Annotated in this window: 18 protein-coding genes; 11 read left to right on the plus strand and 7 right to left on the minus strand. The window is 53.4% G+C overall.

Annotated elements, in window-relative coordinates:
* Positions 1 to 134 precede the first annotated feature (134 nt).
* The gene (locus PCI15_RS17675; RefSeq protein ID WP_271271250.1) at positions 135 to 1199 is read left to right on the plus strand and encodes a DUF3549 family protein; all 1065 of its coding nucleotides are present in this window, start codon (positions 135 to 137) and stop codon (positions 1197 to 1199) included.
* Between the two features lie 95 nt (positions 1200 to 1294).
* On the opposite strand, the gene PCI15_RS17680 is transcribed toward PCI15_RS17675, so the two are convergent.
* A complete protein-coding gene (locus PCI15_RS17680; protein ID WP_271271251.1) occupies positions 1295 to 2203 on the minus strand; it encodes a LysR family transcriptional regulator in 909 nt (302 codons plus the stop codon).
* Positions 2204 to 2457: 254 nt separating this feature from the next.
* Here PCI15_RS17680 and PCI15_RS17685 point away from each other — a divergent pair, with 254 nt between their 5' ends.
* The 8 genes from PCI15_RS17685 to PCI15_RS17720 all read left to right on the plus strand — a co-directional run bounded on the left by PCI15_RS17685 (position 2458) and on the right by PCI15_RS17720 (position 10295).
* Positions 2458 to 3318 carry a MotA/TolQ/ExbB proton channel family protein gene (locus PCI15_RS17685; protein ID WP_271271252.1) on the plus strand — a complete coding sequence of 287 codons (861 nt, stop codon included), beginning with the start codon at positions 2458 to 2460 and terminating at the stop codon, positions 3316 to 3318.
* A complete protein-coding gene (locus PCI15_RS17690) occupies positions 3308 to 3703 on the plus strand; it encodes an ExbD/TolR family protein (protein WP_271271253.1) in 396 nt (131 codons plus the stop codon). The genes PCI15_RS17685 and PCI15_RS17690 overlap by 11 nt, the downstream gene beginning before the upstream one ends.
* Positions 3700 to 4104 (plus strand): ExbD/TolR family protein, encoded by a 405-nt coding sequence (locus PCI15_RS17695; protein WP_271271254.1) that lies wholly within the window; start codon positions 3700 to 3702, stop codon positions 4102 to 4104. The genes PCI15_RS17690 and PCI15_RS17695 overlap by 4 nt, the downstream gene beginning before the upstream one ends.
* Positions 4101 to 5048, plus strand: coding sequence for a TonB family protein (locus tag PCI15_RS17700; RefSeq protein ID WP_271271255.1), 948 nt, complete (start codon positions 4101 to 4103; stop codon positions 5046 to 5048). The genes PCI15_RS17695 and PCI15_RS17700 overlap by 4 nt, the downstream gene beginning before the upstream one ends.
* A gap of 10 nt (positions 5049 to 5058) precedes the next feature.
* A complete protein-coding gene (locus PCI15_RS17705) occupies positions 5059 to 7392 on the plus strand; it encodes a TonB-dependent receptor (protein ID WP_271271256.1) in 2334 nt (777 codons plus the stop codon).
* 66 nt (positions 7393 to 7458) lie between these two features.
* Entirely contained in the window at positions 7459 to 8580 is a 1122-nt protein-coding gene (locus PCI15_RS17710) for an alpha-hydroxy acid oxidase (RefSeq protein ID WP_271271257.1), read from the plus strand.
* A 2-nt stretch (positions 8581 to 8582) separates the two neighbouring features.
* Complete coding sequence (locus tag PCI15_RS17715) at positions 8583 to 9269, plus strand: Fe2+-dependent dioxygenase (RefSeq protein ID WP_271271258.1); 687 nt, start codon at positions 8583 to 8585, stop codon at positions 9267 to 9269.
* A gap of 33 nt (positions 9270 to 9302) precedes the next feature.
* Positions 9303 to 10295 (plus strand): extracellular solute-binding protein, encoded by a 993-nt coding sequence (locus tag PCI15_RS17720; protein ID WP_271271259.1) that lies wholly within the window; start codon positions 9303 to 9305, stop codon positions 10293 to 10295.
* Here PCI15_RS17720 and PCI15_RS17725 read toward each other — a convergent pair whose 3' ends face one another.
* From PCI15_RS17725 to PCI15_RS17735, 3 genes are all read right to left on the minus strand, one after another.
* The gene (locus PCI15_RS17725) at positions 10296 to 11108 is read right to left on the minus strand and encodes a replication protein P (protein WP_271271260.1); all 813 of its coding nucleotides are present in this window, start codon (positions 11106 to 11108) and stop codon (positions 10296 to 10298) included.
* Between the two features lie 29 nt (positions 11109 to 11137).
* Complete coding sequence (locus PCI15_RS17730) at positions 11138 to 12190, minus strand: DnaT-like ssDNA-binding domain-containing protein (RefSeq protein WP_271271261.1); 1053 nt, start codon at positions 12188 to 12190, stop codon at positions 11138 to 11140.
* A 186-nt stretch (positions 12191 to 12376) separates the two neighbouring features.
* Positions 12377 to 12787, minus strand: a complete 411-nt coding sequence (locus tag PCI15_RS17735; RefSeq protein WP_336296714.1) for a CBS domain-containing protein — start codon at positions 12785 to 12787, stop codon at positions 12377 to 12379.
* A 204-nt stretch (positions 12788 to 12991) separates the two neighbouring features.
* Here PCI15_RS17735 and PCI15_RS17740 point away from each other — a divergent pair, with 204 nt between their 5' ends.
* On the plus strand, positions 12992 to 13546 hold the full coding sequence (locus PCI15_RS17740) for an alpha-ketoglutarate-dependent dioxygenase AlkB family protein (RefSeq protein WP_271274646.1): 555 nt from the start codon (positions 12992 to 12994) through the stop codon (positions 13544 to 13546).
* A gap of 7 nt (positions 13547 to 13553) precedes the next feature.
* Positions 13554 to 14291 (plus strand): oxygen-insensitive NADPH nitroreductase, encoded by a 738-nt coding sequence (gene nfsA / locus PCI15_RS17745; protein WP_271271262.1) that lies wholly within the window; start codon positions 13554 to 13556, stop codon positions 14289 to 14291.
* A gap of 98 nt (positions 14292 to 14389) precedes the next feature.
* Here the strand turns inward: nfsA and PCI15_RS17750 are convergent, their stop codons facing one another.
* From PCI15_RS17750 to PCI15_RS17760, 3 genes are all read right to left on the minus strand, one after another.
* On the minus strand, positions 14390 to 14695 hold the full coding sequence (locus PCI15_RS17750) for a helix-turn-helix domain-containing protein (RefSeq protein WP_376787823.1): 306 nt from the start codon (positions 14693 to 14695) through the stop codon (positions 14390 to 14392).
* Positions 14685 to 15068 carry a type II toxin-antitoxin system RelE/ParE family toxin gene (locus PCI15_RS17755; RefSeq protein ID WP_271271263.1) on the minus strand — a complete coding sequence of 128 codons (384 nt, stop codon included), beginning with the start codon at positions 15066 to 15068 and terminating at the stop codon, positions 14685 to 14687. Before PCI15_RS17755 ends, PCI15_RS17750 begins: the two co-directional genes overlap by 11 nt.
* A 318-nt stretch (positions 15069 to 15386) precedes the next feature.
* Entirely contained in the window at positions 15387 to 16892 is a 1506-nt protein-coding gene (locus PCI15_RS17760) for a fumarate hydratase (RefSeq protein WP_271271264.1), read from the minus strand.
* Positions 16893 to 16984: the final 92 nt, after the last annotated feature.

Genomic DNA, 16984 nt, shown 5'->3' on the forward strand with positions numbered 1-16984 from the left:
ACCCCTGTCTGCAACGGTCAGTATGCGGCGGTTTCCGGACAGCTGTATATCCCCCCCAGACCTGATAAAATACGCCTCCTGCGTGGCATCAGCCATTGTGCAGTTAACCTACAACACCGGAATCATTCTGCCCCATGCAACGCTTTGAAACCCTGACCGATTTTATCCGCCAGACCGATGGCCAGTTCCGTATCTTTGATATGGGCCGCCGGGTCAGCAAACTCTCTGCAGACACCTTTCATAAAGTTGAAAACGGGCACATTCCTTATCCCCTGCCATTCTTACATCAGGCGTGGATCGGCGTACTGCTGTGGAATCCCAAACAGCAGGATCAGAACGTTGTCTGGTTTTTAAAACTGCCACTGGATGAACAGGGTTATCTGGTTCAGGCCGCCCGGGACGACTTTCTTGCCCGTCTGATGGAAAACCTGATGAACAATCAGGGCGTGATGGATGCATCGGAAAACACGGAAGGCTTCCGCGATGCCCTCAAAGACAACCCGTTCTCGTTCAAACCTGAACAGGAAAAGATGGCAGCCTTTCATGCCAAAGCAACCCTGACAACCCGTCAGCCCGCCTCTTCTTACTATGAACACGCACAGGCCTATTTCACCGGTCAGACTGACCCGGAAAAATGGGACGGGCTGGGCTTTCAGGGCATTGCCGACTTCGTGGTCCGTCTGGATCAGGAAGACAACGCCGCGGCTCTGACGCAGCAACTGGCAACCTTACCCGTAACGCCGCTGGAAGCCGTCTGCAGCCTGCTGGAACATGCTGAACCCGACACAGCCCTGACTGTCGCTATCAGCCAGCGCCTGCATACCGCGCTGCATGACAAAGACAGCAGCCCTAACCTCATCGGCGCACTGGTACGGGGCCTGTCCAACAGTAAAGACGAAGCCACCAAGGTTAAAATACTTACTGAAGTAGTGAACAGCCCGGTCGCAAAAGATCCGGAGATCATCGCGGCCGTTGCCAGCCGCTGCTGGATGACCTTACAGCACCCGGAACTGTTAACACCCTTCCTGGAAACACTGGCGGTTAATGACGCCGGTCAGGCCTGCTTCAACCGGGTCATGGCCGACCTGATGTTTATTCCGACCCTGCGGGCGCTTTCATTACAGGCCTTCCGTTCCGAAACCCGCAGCGAAGCACTGGGCAAAGCCATTGGTGGTCTGTTTGGTGAATCATTCGAATAAACACCGATAAAACAGCGCTCACACAGCTATATAGAGACTTCCCTTCGGCAAGGGGAAGTCTGTATTCCGACCAGACATCCCCCTGCCATCAGATACTAAAAACAACTTCTGACCCACTGACACATTGGATCATGATGAAAACGGCCGTGCCAGTACAGCCGGAATTCCACCTCAGGTAACTGTATCTGAGCAGGTAAAGGCTGATATTCCAGCGTCCGGCCACGGATCAGCTCTCTGGCAATCAGCTCCGGAAGCGTCACCAGCAAATCACTGTGTTCACAAAAACTTGCCGCGACGCTATAGCCCGGAAACCACACGGATAAGCGCCGAACCAGTTGCATACTTTCAAGCACAGCATCAAGCCGGGACTTTTTTTCGCCGTCCTGAGACAGGTATCCGTGACGAGCCTGTACATAATCATCCAACTGCAATTCCCTGCCGGCCAGTAAATGCCCCTGACTTAACAGGCAAACAAGCGGTGACACGGCAATTAACTTTGAATGAAACTGGTCCTGATTCACTTTCGGAGCGGCACAACTCAGTGCAAAATGCGCCTTCCCCTCCCCCAGACGCTGAAAACACTGCTGCGGTAGTGCACCGGTTATATTCAGCTTTAAGCCCGGAGCCTGACGGTTTAAGCGGCGAAACGATTCCGGTAAAAAAATACTGCTGTCCCAGACCGGGCCACATATATTCAGCACCCCCTGGCAGGATTCCGGACTGAATACCTCAACACAAAACAGCTCCTCCATCAATTGCAGGATCCGCTTTACCGGGGCCTGCAGCTGTTCAGCTCGGAGACTCAGCACATAGCCTGAAGGCGTACTGATCAGCAGTGGATCATTAAAGATCTGCCGAAGTTTTTTCAGATCCCGGCTAATTTTGGGCTGGCCCACCCCCAGTGTTTCTGCGGCCCTTGATACATGTTTTACAGTTAAAACCGTGTTCAGGATTGTCAGCAAATTCCTGTTTAAATTCGCGTCGCCTGTATCTGATTCTTGCATAACGGGTATTCCGGAAAGGTACTTCAGAGTCTGTGATGAATGCCTTATCTTAAATAAAAATCATTATTAATAGCATTTAAACCATACAGTTAAGTAAATAAATTAACCGGTGTTTTTAGCATTAAGAATACGGGCTTCAAACAACCGGGAAGCCTGTTAACCCAGACGAATCTTATTCAGAAAAATAAAGATAAAAATCAGGCAAATAAGATTATTAACCAAAACTTGCTGATCTTATTCACAACAGACAAAACATGAAAAACACGGACTCCGACACCCAGACAGTATCTGACAACATTCCGGCGCTCGCGGAAGACATTTCCCCTTCGCAGGCACCTGCTGCCATATCTGGCAATGATCAGTTCATGCAGGAAAGTCTTCCTGCCAATAGCAGTAACCTGAGCGAACTCTCCCCGCCCCTGACGGATTTACCTGCAGGCACTACAGATCAACTGCTGGCCGAACTGCATCAGATCTGGCAAATGGCCGAAACCGGCGGGCCCATCGTTGCGATTCTGGGGCTGTTATCAGTCATCGCAACCACCATTATTCTGCTTAAAATCTGGCAAATGATCCGTCTCAGACCAGAGAACACCGCCGTAATCCGGCAGAGTCTCGGCCTCTGGCACAAACAGGAGTACCGGCTGGCAATTCTGTCGCTGAACAGAAAACACCCGGTTGCAGCCATTCTTGCCCATGCGATGGAAGGAGCTGTTCAGCAACAGGACAACGCCGTCCTGGAACTGGAACTGAGCCGCCGGATCAGTGACTTCACCCACCGGATCAGATCCTTACTGCGGCCACTGGAAATCATTGCCAGCCTCAGCCCGTTACTGGGCTTACTGGGCACCGTACTGGGCATGATCCTGGCGTTCCAACAGATGGAAGCCGCCGGTAATCAGGTCAATCCGTCTGTACTGTCCGGCGGTATCTGGCAGGCACTGCTAACCACAGCGGTCGGCCTGTCCGTTGCCATTCCTGTTGCGGCCGCCCATAGCTGGCTGGAACGCAAAGCGGAGCGTATCCACCATACAATTTCAGATGCTGTCACGCAGGTGTTAACCAACCGGCCTGAATGTGTCGCTCACACGGCGGTGAAAGACCATGCAGCCTGACATCTCATCCGCCAACAGACAGCTGATTTCAATGACGCCGCTGATCGATGTGGTCTTCATCCTGCTACTGTTCTTCATGCTCTCTTCTACCTTTGTGCAGACAAAATATATCGGCATCCGTGGCGCAGCCCAGTCATCTGCACAACAGGATACTCAGACCCGGAAGATTCTGATCACCGCTGAAGATACGGTTGTCATCAGTCAAATCAGCTACGCCATCAACAGTGCCGGCCTCAGCCAGCAGTTAACCCGGTTCAGCCATGCCCGTGATGCGGTCTCTGTGTATGCGAAACAGGACATTCCCGTGCGGGTGATTGTGCAGTTGCTTGATCTGGGTAAACAGCATGGTATCGCCACGCTCCGGCTAGGGAAATCAGTCCTGTGAAAACCCTGAAGACGCCGCCACAGGCCGCCGGTATCCGGCTGGATCAGAACATGATTCCGGCGATTAACATCGTCTTTCTGTTACTGATTTTTTTCATGATTGCAGGCCAGATTGAAATCACCACCGGACAGCTTGTATTGCCTGAATCCCGTAGCGAGGCCTCACCGTCACAAAACGTCACTGAGATACACATCGACGCCAACGGTACCTACTACCTGAACCGCAAAGCAGTATCAGGGACGCTGCACCAGGCGCTTCTCAGGGAAAAAATACCACCTGCTCAGACATTACTGCTCCATGCGCACTCGGACCTGCCGGCCCATGTACTGGACACGGTTTTACAGAGTGTACGTGAACTGGGCATACCCAAGCTGCAGCTCGCTACCCGGTGGCAACCATGATTCGTACCGGCCAGGTTATAAGCTGCCTGATTCTGGCGGTGATTTTTCACGCAGGGCTGCTGTATGTCATGCTCACCCAACGGCTCACCGACGGCGCCGTCGCCGCCGGGCAGGACGGTTACCTTATCAGCGTCGGTCTGGCAGGGAGTTATACCCAGGCAGCCGAAACCGCGGTCGATACCTCTGCCGATATAACGGCCGCGGCATCTGCAGATCCAGAACCCGAACCTGAGCCCGCGCCAGAACCAGAACCAGAACCAGAACCTGAGCCTGAGCCGCAACCTGAACAGGAGCCTGAACCTGAACCTGAACCGGAGCCTGAACCTGAACCTGAGCCTGAACCTGAACCTGAACCTGAACCTGAGCCTGAGCCTGAACCCGAACCTGAACCAGAGCCTGAGCCTGAGCCTGAACCAGAGCCTGAGCCTGAGCCTGAGCCTGAGCCCGCGCCAAGACCAAAGCCGGTCCCTAAACCAACCCCCGAACCTGTTGCCAAACCCACATCGGCGGCCCGGGAAAAGCCCCCAGTGCCAGCGGCCAGACAGCGCGCAAAAGAAGCACCAAAGAAAAACACCTCACCGCCAGCAACGCTCGCCACCGGCGTCGGCTCACAGCTGGAAACCGGCGGTAAACCTGCGGCGTACAGCAGCTATCTGAGCAAGATAACCGCCCGTATCGCCAGAGAAAAACGCTACCCCCGGCTGGCCCGTAAAGACGGCATTACCGGCACCGCAACCGTCCGGTTTGTGATTGCTGATAATGGCCGCCTGCACAGCTCCGTACTGCTCACCAGCTCAGGCAGCGAGCTGCTGGATAAAGAAGCCCTGCAAATATTACTCAGGGCTGCCCCCTTTCCACGGATACCCAGCGAACTCAATAAAGCCAGGCTCGAACTCAGCTTACCCATAGAGTTCTCCCTCACCCCAAAAAGAAAATTGTTTTAAGGAAGAAACGATGTCTGAATCAAAGATAAAACACCCCATACAAAGGCTCAGGAACAAAGCCACCTGGCGGAGTAATAACAGCCTGGCACTGGCAATATCCGGTGCACTGTTAGCCACCCCCGCGGTTGCTGAAGAAACCAGTATTCCACTGGAGACACTGGAAGTGGAAGAGTCCCTGAGCCCGGATACCAACCCCTATGCCGTGCCGGGTTCACCTTATCTTGCTGAACGGCTGTCTGACCCGAGGCGCACCCGGCCACTGGCAGAAACCCCCAGCACCATTACCGTGCTGACCGCCACTGAAATTAAAGATACCGGCCGCAGTGACCTGAAAGATGTCCTCGATGCACAGCCGGGTATTACGCTGGGCACCGGGGAAAACGGCAATGCCTTTGGTGACCGCTATATTATCCGGGGGTATGAATCCCAGAGCGATGTATTCATTGATGGTTTACGTGATCCGGGGATGACCATCCGGGAGAGCTTCGCCGTTGAACAGGTGGAAATCAGCAAAGGCCCCAGCTCAACCTTTGCCGGCCGGGGTACCACCGGCGGCGCGGTAAACTCGGCCACCAAACGGGCCAGCACGGAATACGACTTCAGTAATCTGTCCACCGGTATCGGCACCGATGGCCACCACCGTTTAACGCTGGATACCAATCAGGTGTTGAATTACGACACCGCTATCCGGGCTAACTTACTTCACGCGGAAGAAGAGGTACCCGATCGTGCCCCCGCCGACCGTAAGCGCCGGGGCCTGGCGCTATCGCTGTCCCACGCCCCCACCGATCAGTTGGAAATCACCGCAGATTATTATCACTTTAAGGGTAAAGACAGCCCTGACCTGGGTACTTACTTCGACAACGAAACAAATAAGCCCGTCAAAAATATACCTGCTTATGTGCAGGATGAAGACTTTCTTAAATCCGAAGTAAACACCGGTACTTTACGCATCGGCTATGAAATCAGCCCGGCAGCCCGCATTGTGAACCTGAGCCGTTACGGCAAAGCAAACAATGGTTATCTGGCCAGCGGAGCCCGCTCAACCACAGCCCTTCCCCACTGGAGTAATCCGGGATGGTGGACCAGCCCCCGCTATCCCAGTGCCCTGCTCACTGATCACAACGGCTGGCAGGAAGTGGAACACTTTGCCAACCAGTTTAACCTGATAACTGATCAGGAACTGTTCGGTTTAAACCATGAACTGGTCTTCAGTCTGGAATACAGCGATCAGAGCGTACTCAACGGTGAGTATAACTATCAGAGAACCGGGGAAGAAAACTGTTCGGCTTTCCAAACATCTACACGGGTTGGCATTGACCGATGCATTATTGATAAGAACGGTAATGCGGTGACTGGCCTGAACTCCCTGCTGAAACGTACTGTAGAAAAAGACGACTGGGATTCAGACTGGAATATCAAAACCACCTCGCTGGCGGTAATGGATACCGTTGATCTGACAGATCGCTGGACAGTATTTTCCGGCCTGCGGTACGACTATTACAATTATAAAAACACGATTAAAAACGGGGGAATTGAAACCGATTACACAGATAAAAGCGGCTTCTGGAACGGCCACCTCGGCGCTGGTTACGACCTCACCGACAGTGCGAATGTCTATGCTTCCTGGTCCACCTCCACCAACCTGAACGGCGGTGAATCTGATCTTGGCGCCAACTGCGGTTACGGTGGCCTCTGCGTTGACCCCAGCAGACCCGGTGATCTTGGTGACCCGGAAAAGACCCAGAGTTTTGAGCTGGGGACTAAATGGCGTTTCAACGATAACAAACTGCTCGCCACAGCGGCCCTGTTCCGCACCACCAAAGATGATGTCATGGAAAACCCCAGCGGTGATTCCTACAGCAGGCTCGGGTCGCTTAATACCGGTAAAAACCGGGTTGAAGGTCTCGAGCTGGGGGTTTCCGGTAACCTGACGCCACGACTGAGTGTGCAAGCCGGCGTGGCCATTATGGAATCCGAAGTACTGAAGTCGGTCACCCCCGACAGCGTCGGTGGCACCCTGGCTAACTTTGCCGATAAATCTGCCTCTCTGCATCTGCGCTATCAGGCAACACAAAAATTTGCCTTTGGCGGTACCGCCACCTACGAAAGTAAACGCTTTGTCGGCCAGCCGGACAGCGCCGCCAATGAAGATCTTGGCATACCTTCATATACCGTATTTGATGCTTTTGCATCCTATAAACCCAGCCGTGATATGACCTTCCGCCTCAATGTTGGCAATGTCTTCGATAAAGACTACTACCTGGCCGGCTACCGTTCCGGATCATTCGTTTATATCGGAGATAAACGCAATATTCAGCTCACTATGGATTATCAATTCTGACCTGCTGAAGCAACCACCACCGGCCGGGCTCCCCTTTATCCGGCCGGTGGTATCGGAAATAATGAAATGGATAATTCAAAAATCATTCGCAAACCGCTGAACGGTATTCCCGGAGAGGTCCTGTGCGCCAGTGACTACGCACGGTTAGCGCCTGAGTACATCCCCCCGGACCGTCTGGCATACATTGCCGGCGGCAGTGGCCATGATGTCACCCTGGACCAAAACCGGCGGGGTTTCTCTGACCATGCCGTTGTGCCCAGTACCCTGCAATATGTCAGCGATGGTCATACCCGCATTCAGTTACTTAACAACACTTTTATACACCCCGTTTTGCTGGCACCCACAGCCTACCAAACACTTGTTCACCCCGAAGGAGAAGCCGCGACAGCCAGAGCAGCTAAAGCCACCGACACCTGTATCGTTGCCAGCACCCTGTCGTCACTGTCACTGGAAGATATCGCGTCACACGCCGGTAAAGCCCGCTGGTTCCAGTTGTATCTTCAGCCGCAATTTGCCGATACCGCAGAGCTGATCAGCCGGGCGGTTAACGCCGGTTATCAGGCGATCGTGCTCACGGTGGATGCCGCCGTCCAGCTTCCCAGCTTTCGCGCCATCAGAGCCGGGTTCCGGTTTCCCGATGACATCACTGCCGCCAACCTCTCAGCGCAGGCACAAGCACCGGCAGTAACCGATACGGCCCAAAGCAGTATTTTTACCGAATACATGCAGAATGCTGCCACCCTGAGCAGAATTTCTGAAGTCATCAGCCAGTCGCCGGTTCCGGTACTGATAAAGGGCATACTCAGCCCGGATGATGCCGTGAAAGTAAAAGCACTGGGGGCATCCGGTGCGATTGTATCCAACCACGGGGGCCGCACGCTGGACGGCGCCCCCGCCAGTTTATCCGTCTTGCCGGCCATTCGTGACGCCGTTGGCAGCCACTATCCCCTGCTACTGGACAGCGGTATCCGCTCAGGTATGGATGCGTTTAAAGCTCTGGCACTGGGCGCGGATGCCGTCATGGTTGGCCGCTTACCGCTGTATGCACTGAGTGTTGCCGGAGCACTTGGCGTCGCCCATATGCTGAAACTGCTTCGCGAAGAGCTTGAATTAACAATGGCCATGACCGGCTGTACGACCGTTACCGATATCAGAAATACTCGCCTATACCCCGTCAACAGGAGGTAACCATGCTTATTACAATCCCTCAGGTTCTGAGTGCCGAAGAAGTAGAGCAGTTCAGAACGCATCTGGATAAAGCCGCCTGGCAGGATGGCACAGGAACCGCCGGGCCTGTTGCCCGTCAGGTTAAAAACAACCAACAACTGAATGACACTCAGGAGCCGGCTATCAGCCTGGGGAAACATATTCTGCAGGCACTTTCACAACAGCCTGTATTCATTTCCGCAGCGCTGCCCGCAAAAATTTATCCCCCAAAATTCAACCGCTATAACCTGGCAGAAAATTATGGCACCCATGTTGATGGCTCGCTTATGCAAATCCCGGGCACCCAGCAAACGCTCCGCACTGACCTTTCAGCGACCCTGTTTCTCGCCGAACTGGAGGAATACGAAGGCGGAGAACTGACCATTGAAACACAATATGGTGCACAGGTTGTCAAGCTGGCAGCCGGTGACATGGTGCTGTACCCATCTACCAGCCTGCATCAGGTATCTCCCGTTACCCGGGGGGCACGGATTGCCTCTTTTTTCTGGATTCAGAGCATGGTGCGGGACAGCCAGCAACGGGAATTACTGTTTGAACTGGACAGTTCAATACAGGGGTTATCTGCAGAACTGGGGGCATCACATACCGCAATAATGGCCCTCAGCGCCACCTACCATAATTTACTCCGCCAGTGGGCCGTCCCCGCCTGACCGTAAATCACTGACGACAAGGAGGTTATCGCTATGAAATATTTATCTGTGCTGGCAGTCGCTGCGCTCTTCACTGCCGTGCCACTGAGCGCTGCTGAGCTGCTCATTTATTCATCACGCCACAGCAACTATTTACAACCGTTGCTGAATGAATACAGCCGTGAAACAGGCCTCAGTGTGCAACTGGTTAACGCTCCGGCCAGCGCCCTTTTATCCCGTCTGGCCGTCGAGGGTGAAAACAGCAGGGCGGCTCTGCTGATCATGACAGGGGCAGAAAACTTTATCCGGGCGGCTAACCGGCAACTGCTTGCGCCGGTGGATTCCACCACCCTGCAAAGCAATGTTCCGGCCTACCTCCGGGCACCGGATAACAGCTGGTTTGCTTTATCAAAACGGATTCGCACCATTGTCTATAACAGCGCAACTGTGAACCCGGAAAACCTCGGTACGCTGGCCGGGCTGGCGACTGAGCAATGGCGGGGAAAGCTATGCCTGCTAACTTCACAGGCGGATTACAGCCGGATGCTGATCGCTGCCCTCATCGAGCAGTACGGTGAAGCAGCCAGCCAGACGATTCTGAATGGCTGGGTTGCTAATATGGCGATCCCGCCACTGCCTGACGACAACGCCATTCTTCAGGCTATCGGCACCGGAGAGTGTGATATTGGCATCATTAATTCTTATTATTTCGCCCGGGAAACAAGGGAGCATCCCGACACAAAGCTGCGAATATTCTGGTCAGATCAGGCTGAAAAAGGTGGGTATGCGAATATTACCGGAGCAGCTGTTCTCGCCCATGCCCCCGATAAAGAACAGGCAACAGATCTGCTGGAATGGTTAACAACCCGCCGGTCCCAGGCCCGTTATAGCCGGTTCAGCATGGAGTTTCCGGTGAATCCTGAGGTCTATCCCCCCAAAGAAATCGCCCGCTGGGGTCCATTCCGGACGAACAAAACGCCGCTGTATAAGTCAGGGCTGCGCTTAACTCAGGCAGCCAGACTGGCACAGATAACAGGCTATGAATGATTACTGATAGTCGTCTGGCAGTTGCAGGGTCAGGCCCCACTGCCGGGCACGGTCTTCGCTGACCTTCTTGAACCGCTGGCGGATAGCGGTGCCTGCAGGCTTGGTCATATAGAACAGCAGTGTTGTTGCCTGTTCCGGGGTAATACCCTGCGCCTCTCCCCAGCTCTGGATAAACGCTGCAAGGGTATTATCTGACTTGTTTTCCAGTGCCACAGGGACCGCTTCATCCAGCTGTTCACCGGCACGGACCCGGCGGCAGATAATCTGGTAATTGTAATCAAACTCAGGAAAGACCCGGGCTTCTTCTTCGCTGCGCAAACGGAACCACTCGGTGGCTTTACCCGCATGATACACCGCCGGATGACTCCACTGCCGCTGGCTGGGGCGATCCGCAAAACGGCAGGCTTCATAATACGCCTGGCGCGAAGCAGGCAGGCCATAGTCACCGCCCATGTCATGCAGAATGGCCAAGAACTCGGATACCGTGGGCATCCAGGCCAGAGTTTCTTTACAACGGTCTATCGCCCGCACCAGTTCCGCTTCAGAGTAGTACTGCAGGCTGAGGGCCCATTCCCGTTTGGCAATGCGGATTTCATCCTGGGTTTCAAAACAGCTTTTAAACTTGTGCCCGTAAATCGCCATAAACCGGGCGAATATCATATTCACCATGGTTTTGGTTTCGGTGGTGATGGTCGCGGTTTCCGGACGTGACTGAGCATCCTCCTTAACCGGACGCCGGTCATGGTAAGGATCAACCCGCTGTGGCGGTAACTCACCCTGTCGGGTGGAAAGAATCTGTCCGGGCGTTTTCAATCTGTTTACCTCTTCAGAACACTGACCCGTTACCAGTCAGTATCCTTAATATCCATTATAGCTGCCGTCACCCGCTGACGTTTCTGACGGGCATCCGGCCGGCCCTGCTGTACGCCGCCGGAATTATCATCCTGTTTATAGCGCTGTTCACGGGCTTCACGGGTTTGCTTCTGTACCCATTCACGTTTTACCCAGGCCAGAAACTTCTGATCCCAGTTGGTTTCTTTCCGGTCTTTATCAAGCCAGTAAAGCACGAACTCGTCAATCAGCTGTTCGGCAAAATCCGCCGGAATGCTGTGCCGGGGTAAGGTATCAAATAAAATTTGCGACGGCCGCCAGCCCAGAAAAATAGAATGCAGTTTTTTGTTCTTCTGTTCCAGCTCATCCAGCTGAGTGGCGAACAGATTGCCGGCTCCAGGTTGTGGACGGCTTTTTGACCAGCCAATGCTGCCGCCAAAGGTTGGCGCGGGCCCGCGGTTCTGAGGCTGAACTTCCTGATGCTGACGTAACTGGCGCAGGTCATCCCGGCTGGGAGGCTGCTCCATCACAGGCAACTTTTGCACCGTGACCGGTGGCGCTGACGGCGACGCGTAATACGGATCATCGGCCACCGGAGGTACATATTCAGCATCAGCCTGCTGGTAGAGCACCGGCGGTTCTTCTTCAGCGACCGGTACAACAAAGGGTTCCGAGACCGGCTCACGCTCATCAAGCACCGGCACGGCCGGTTCTTCACAGGCATCAGCCAGAGGCTCAACAATGGGCAGTTCCTCACAGACAGAATCCGGTAACTGAGGTAACAGCGTCAGTGTAATTCGCGCGTCTCCGGAGGTTGCCTGAATAAATCCGTGGCTGACAAGGCTGCGGGTCACGTTCGCCAGCCGGGTTTCATTCCAGAAGTCGGCCAGCCGCAGCCAGTCATTCCTGTCGAGACATAAACTCAGATTGCCATGGCTATCCTGCTCTCCGCGAGCTTCAAGCCGGTCTGCGTAAATAGCGTACAGTAACGCTTCGTCAGTACCGATCTGACGTGCCAGTGAGGGATAAAACAGAACTGGTTTTTCCGGTAAGCGGAAGCCCATATCAACATTCAACCTGAATCAAAACTTTGCTTTTCTGCGAACTGCAGAGCCTTTCCGGCATATCACCGGCAGCTGCACGGTTTCTGCACCGCTCAGACAACTGCCACGCCGGCGATACAGCAGCCCCTAAAAATATGCTGTATCTGACCGGCACCGCTGTGGCGCCGGCCGGTTGATCATTCGCGCTCAGCCGTCGCGGGCAAAGCGCTCGACGGCTTTCAGTACATCTCTGCGACTGATCTGGCCGATCAGTTTACCATCTTTCACCACCGGAAGCCGCCTGCAGTGAAGATTTATAATCTTTTCTGCGACATGCACAATGTCGGCATCATAACCGATGGTATGGACTTCTGTCGTCATGCATTCAGCGACCTTTCCGCCCATTTCCTCTTCATGGTAGGTGAGCGTTAAAATGGCTTTCAGGCAATCCTGTTCAGACAACATCCCCACCAGCTGACCGGTATCATCCACCACCGGCGCACCACTTATTTTGTGCTCCAGCAGCATACCGATCGCATAGAAAAGATCATCGGTGAGGCGAAAGGTAACCAGCTTTGTTGCCATATAGTCACTGGCCTGTACGGATCTCAGCATCATACACCTCCAATCCAGAACCCGTTAAAAGCAGGAATCTGCTCCCGGAAACTGGCATTTCAGACTTGTTCGCCGGCTCCCTTACATTCACTATAGTCGCTAGTTTTGGTCGCGGCGACGTCGTACACTGTTTTTATTAAATGATCATTTTAGGAAAAAACTATCAACCGCCAGAGCATCCCGGCAGATCACGGTTCCCTTATCCTGATTGAAGACTTCATTCAGCCAGCTGAGCAGCAGGCCCTGTTCAGCCTTCTGGAACAACAGCTCAGCTGGCAACAGGATCAGCTGAAACTGTTTGGCCGGATGGTGTCGATACCACGTCTGCAAAGTTTTCTGGGGGATGCAGGTATTGAATACACCTATTCAAACCTGCTGATGAAAGCCCGGCCCTGGCTGCCGGAACTGCTTAGCCTTAAAGAACAAACTGAAGCGGCCAGCCAGTGCCGCTTTAATACCGTGCTGGCCAACCTTTACCGGGACGGACAGGACAGTATGGGCTGGCACAGTGACGATGAGCCTGAGTTGCGGCGCAATCCGACCATTGCGTCCGTCAGCCTGGGCCAGGAAAGACGTTTTTTACTGCGCCCCAAAGGCAGTAAGAAAGCCAGTATCGAGATCCCGCTGACCGCTGGCAGCCTGCTGATTATGTCCGGCCAGTTACAACATTACTGGCAGCACAGCGTGCCCAAAACCGCCCGTAAAATCGGCCCCCGTATTAACCTAACGTTCCGCCATACCTATTCACACGGAAATGGATAACCTCACTATGAACAGCACAATCGAGTTACTGAAAAGCCACCGTTCTATCCGTAAATTCACCGCTGAGCCCGTTCCGCAGGCCACTCTGGAAACACTGGTTGAAGCCGGTCAGGCAGCCGCCACATCGAGCTTTATTCAGGCCTGCACCCTGATTCAGGTGAATGATAGGGATAACCGCCGGCAGCTTGCCGCATTTGCCGGGAATCAGGCCTATGTGGCAGAGGCACCGGTATTTCTGGTGTGCTGCGCCGATATGCGCCGTTTACAGCTGGCCTGCGATCTCAACGATGCACCGATGCAGTCAGGCTTTACTGAGCAGTTTATTACCGCAACCGCTGATGTTGCCCTGTTCAGTCAGAATCTGACCGTAGCCGCTGAGTCTCTGGGGCTGGGCTGTGTGTATATTGGCGGTATCCGTAATAACATTGCCGCCGTCAGTGAGCTGCTGAACCTGCCGGAACTGGTCTACCCGGTATTCGGGCTGTGTATCGGCTACCCGGATCAGAACCCGGAAGTAAAACCCCGCCTGCCGGTGTCCGTTGTTCTTAAACAGGACAGCTATCAGGATCAGGACGATGCCGGCATCATCAGCGAATACGATCAGGCGGTACGGGCCTATTATCAGACCCGCACCGGCGGCACCAAAGACATGACCTGGAGCGGCCAGATGTCAGGTATGCTGGGTAAAGAAGCCCGCCCACACATGCTGGATTTTCTGCAGAAAAAAGGTTTTTTGCTGAAGTAAGCCAGGAAAATTCACCCAACCCGGGGTTCTGAACGGCCGGACGTAACCAATACCGTAAGACAAGAGAACCCGGTTGAATAACCGGGTTCATAGCATGATCAGGCTATCGCCTCTAAGCCTTTATCGCGCACCAATACCAGCAGTTTCAGAGCAGCACCGGAGGGATGCTTTTCACCACGCTCCCACTTTTGGACGCTTTCTTTAGACATATTCAGATACTTTGCGAAAACTTGCTGACTGACATTATTTTTAGCACGAATCTGCTTAATTTCAGCAGCAGACAAAGGGGTTACTTCCGTTAAACAAGCTTCATTAAACTCGCGCATAGTTGTCTCACTTACGAGGCCCGCATCACTTAGGGCAATCAGGTCATTCCGCAGAGATTTGAGTAACTTACTCATCATTATAACCTTCTGATATTTCGACTAAAACTCCGACAGATTTCGCTTCTTCCAACTGAGTATCAGAGTAGTTAAGCAGCACTTTAGACATCAGCTTTAACCCCAGCTTTTCTCCCGGGGTTATATTTTCCCGCTCACTTTTTGTAAAACAGTACAGGAAAAATATTTTGTTACCTTCCTTATAAGCAAGCAAGGTTCTGAATGATCCGCGCTTCCCTCTGTGGCCCTGCGCTATACGCTTCTTATAAAGATTACTGCCAAGGTCCGCATCAATCAGACCAGCTTCCATTTCCCTGACAGCCAAACACAGCTGATCATCACTGAGACGTTCTTTTCTGGCGAGCCTGTTAAACTCTTTCGTTTTAAAGATTCTCATCTGCTGTCCATAGCATAGCACTGGCTACTATAGTAACAAGTACACCAACGCGTTATGCTGAAAACCCTGCCAACAGCCACATAAGTATTATCGGGTCACAGCGACGACCGGATTACTGAACAACAGACTATAGGTATTTCCCGACAGCCCAACGCCATTCAATACACGGATAAAAACCGCAGAGCAACGACAGCTAAATAGGGCCTAACCCATCATATAAAAGCCCTTCAAATAAAAGCCCCTTAAATAAAAAACCCTGCCAAAAGGCAGGGTTCTGTCAGTAGCGATGCTACACAAGGTGTGAATACTGCGCAGTAATTACACCTGTTCTGCGATGATCTGCTTCCACTTGGCAGGGCCGGTGGTGTGCACAGACTCACCGCTGCTGTCGACCGCAACGGTTACCGGCATATCTTTCACTTCAAACTCGTAAATAGCTTCCATGCCCATTTCCGGGAAGGCCAGGACTTCAGCATTGGTAATTGCCTTGGAGACCAGATACGCCGCACCGCCCACAGCCATCAGATAAACGGCTTTGTTATCACGGATGGCCTCAATGGCAACCGGGCCACGTTCAGACTTACCTATCATGCCTAACAGACCGGTGCTTTCAATCACCTGACGGGTGAATTTATCCATCCGGGTCGCCGTTGTCGGACCGGCTGGCCCCACCACTTCGTCACGGACCGGATCAACCGGGCCCACGTAGTAAATAAAGCGGCCTTTAAGATCAACCGGCAGCTCTTCGCCGTTGTTGAGCATTTCAACCATACGCTTGTGAGCCGCATCACGGCCGGTCAGCATCTTGCCGTTCAGCAGGACAGTTTCACCCGGCTGCCAGCTCTGTACTTCTTCCGGGGTAACAGTATCCAGATTTACCCGGCGGGTAGACTCACCCACTTCAAAAGTGATTTCCGGCCACTCATCCAGACTCGGCGGTGTCAGAATTGCAGGGCCTTCACCGTTCAGGGTGAAGTGTGCGTGACGGGTTGCGGCACAGTTAGGGATCATACACACCGGCAGTGAAGCCGCGTGGGTCGGATAATCCTTAATCTTCACATCCAGTACAGTGGTCAGACCGCCCAGACCCTGTGCACCGATGCCCAGCGCGTTTACCGCATCCATGATTTCCAGACGCAGTTCTTCAACCCGGTTTTGCGGACCCCGCTCACGGATTTCATGAATATCAATCGGGTCCATCAGGGATTCTTTCGCCAGTACCGCTGCTTTCTCAGCAGTACCGCCAATGCCCAGACCCAGCATGCCCGGCGGACACCAGCCTGCACCCATGGTCGGTACAGTTTTAACAACCCAGTCGACTATGCTGTCAGACGGGTTCAGCATCACCATCTTGGATTTGTTTTCAGAGCCGCCGCCTTTCGCTGCAACCTGCACATCCACTTCATCCCCTTCGACGATTTCATAGTGAATCACCGCCGGAGTATTGTCTTTGGTATTTTTACGGGCGCCGGCCGGATCAGCCAGAATAGATGCACGCAGGACGTTATCCGGGTGCATATAGGCACGGCGAACACCTTCATTTACCATATCTGTCACATTCATGGTGGCATCCCAGCGGACGTTCATACCCACTTTCAGGAATACGGTCACGATACCGGTGTCCTGGCAGATCGGCCGGCGACCTTCAGCACACATACGTGAGTTAATCAGAATCTGAGCCATGGCGTCTTTGGCCGCCGGATTCTGTTCTTTCTGGTAAGCGCCGTGAACGCCCTGAACAAAATCAATCGGATGGTAATAAGAGATAAACTGCAGGGCATCAGCAATGCTGCTGATAAAGTCGTCTTGGCGAATAACGCTCATAGTTGGCTCCGCTATCAGGCTCGGGTTTAACCGGGTAAACGGCTGATCGCCGGCTCCGAAGCAGCCGGTAAAGGATCAGGCATTTCCCTGTC

Source organism: Aliamphritea hakodatensis, assembly GCF_024347195.1.
Taxonomy (GTDB): Bacteria; Pseudomonadota; Gammaproteobacteria; order Pseudomonadales; family Balneatricaceae; genus Amphritea; species Amphritea hakodatensis.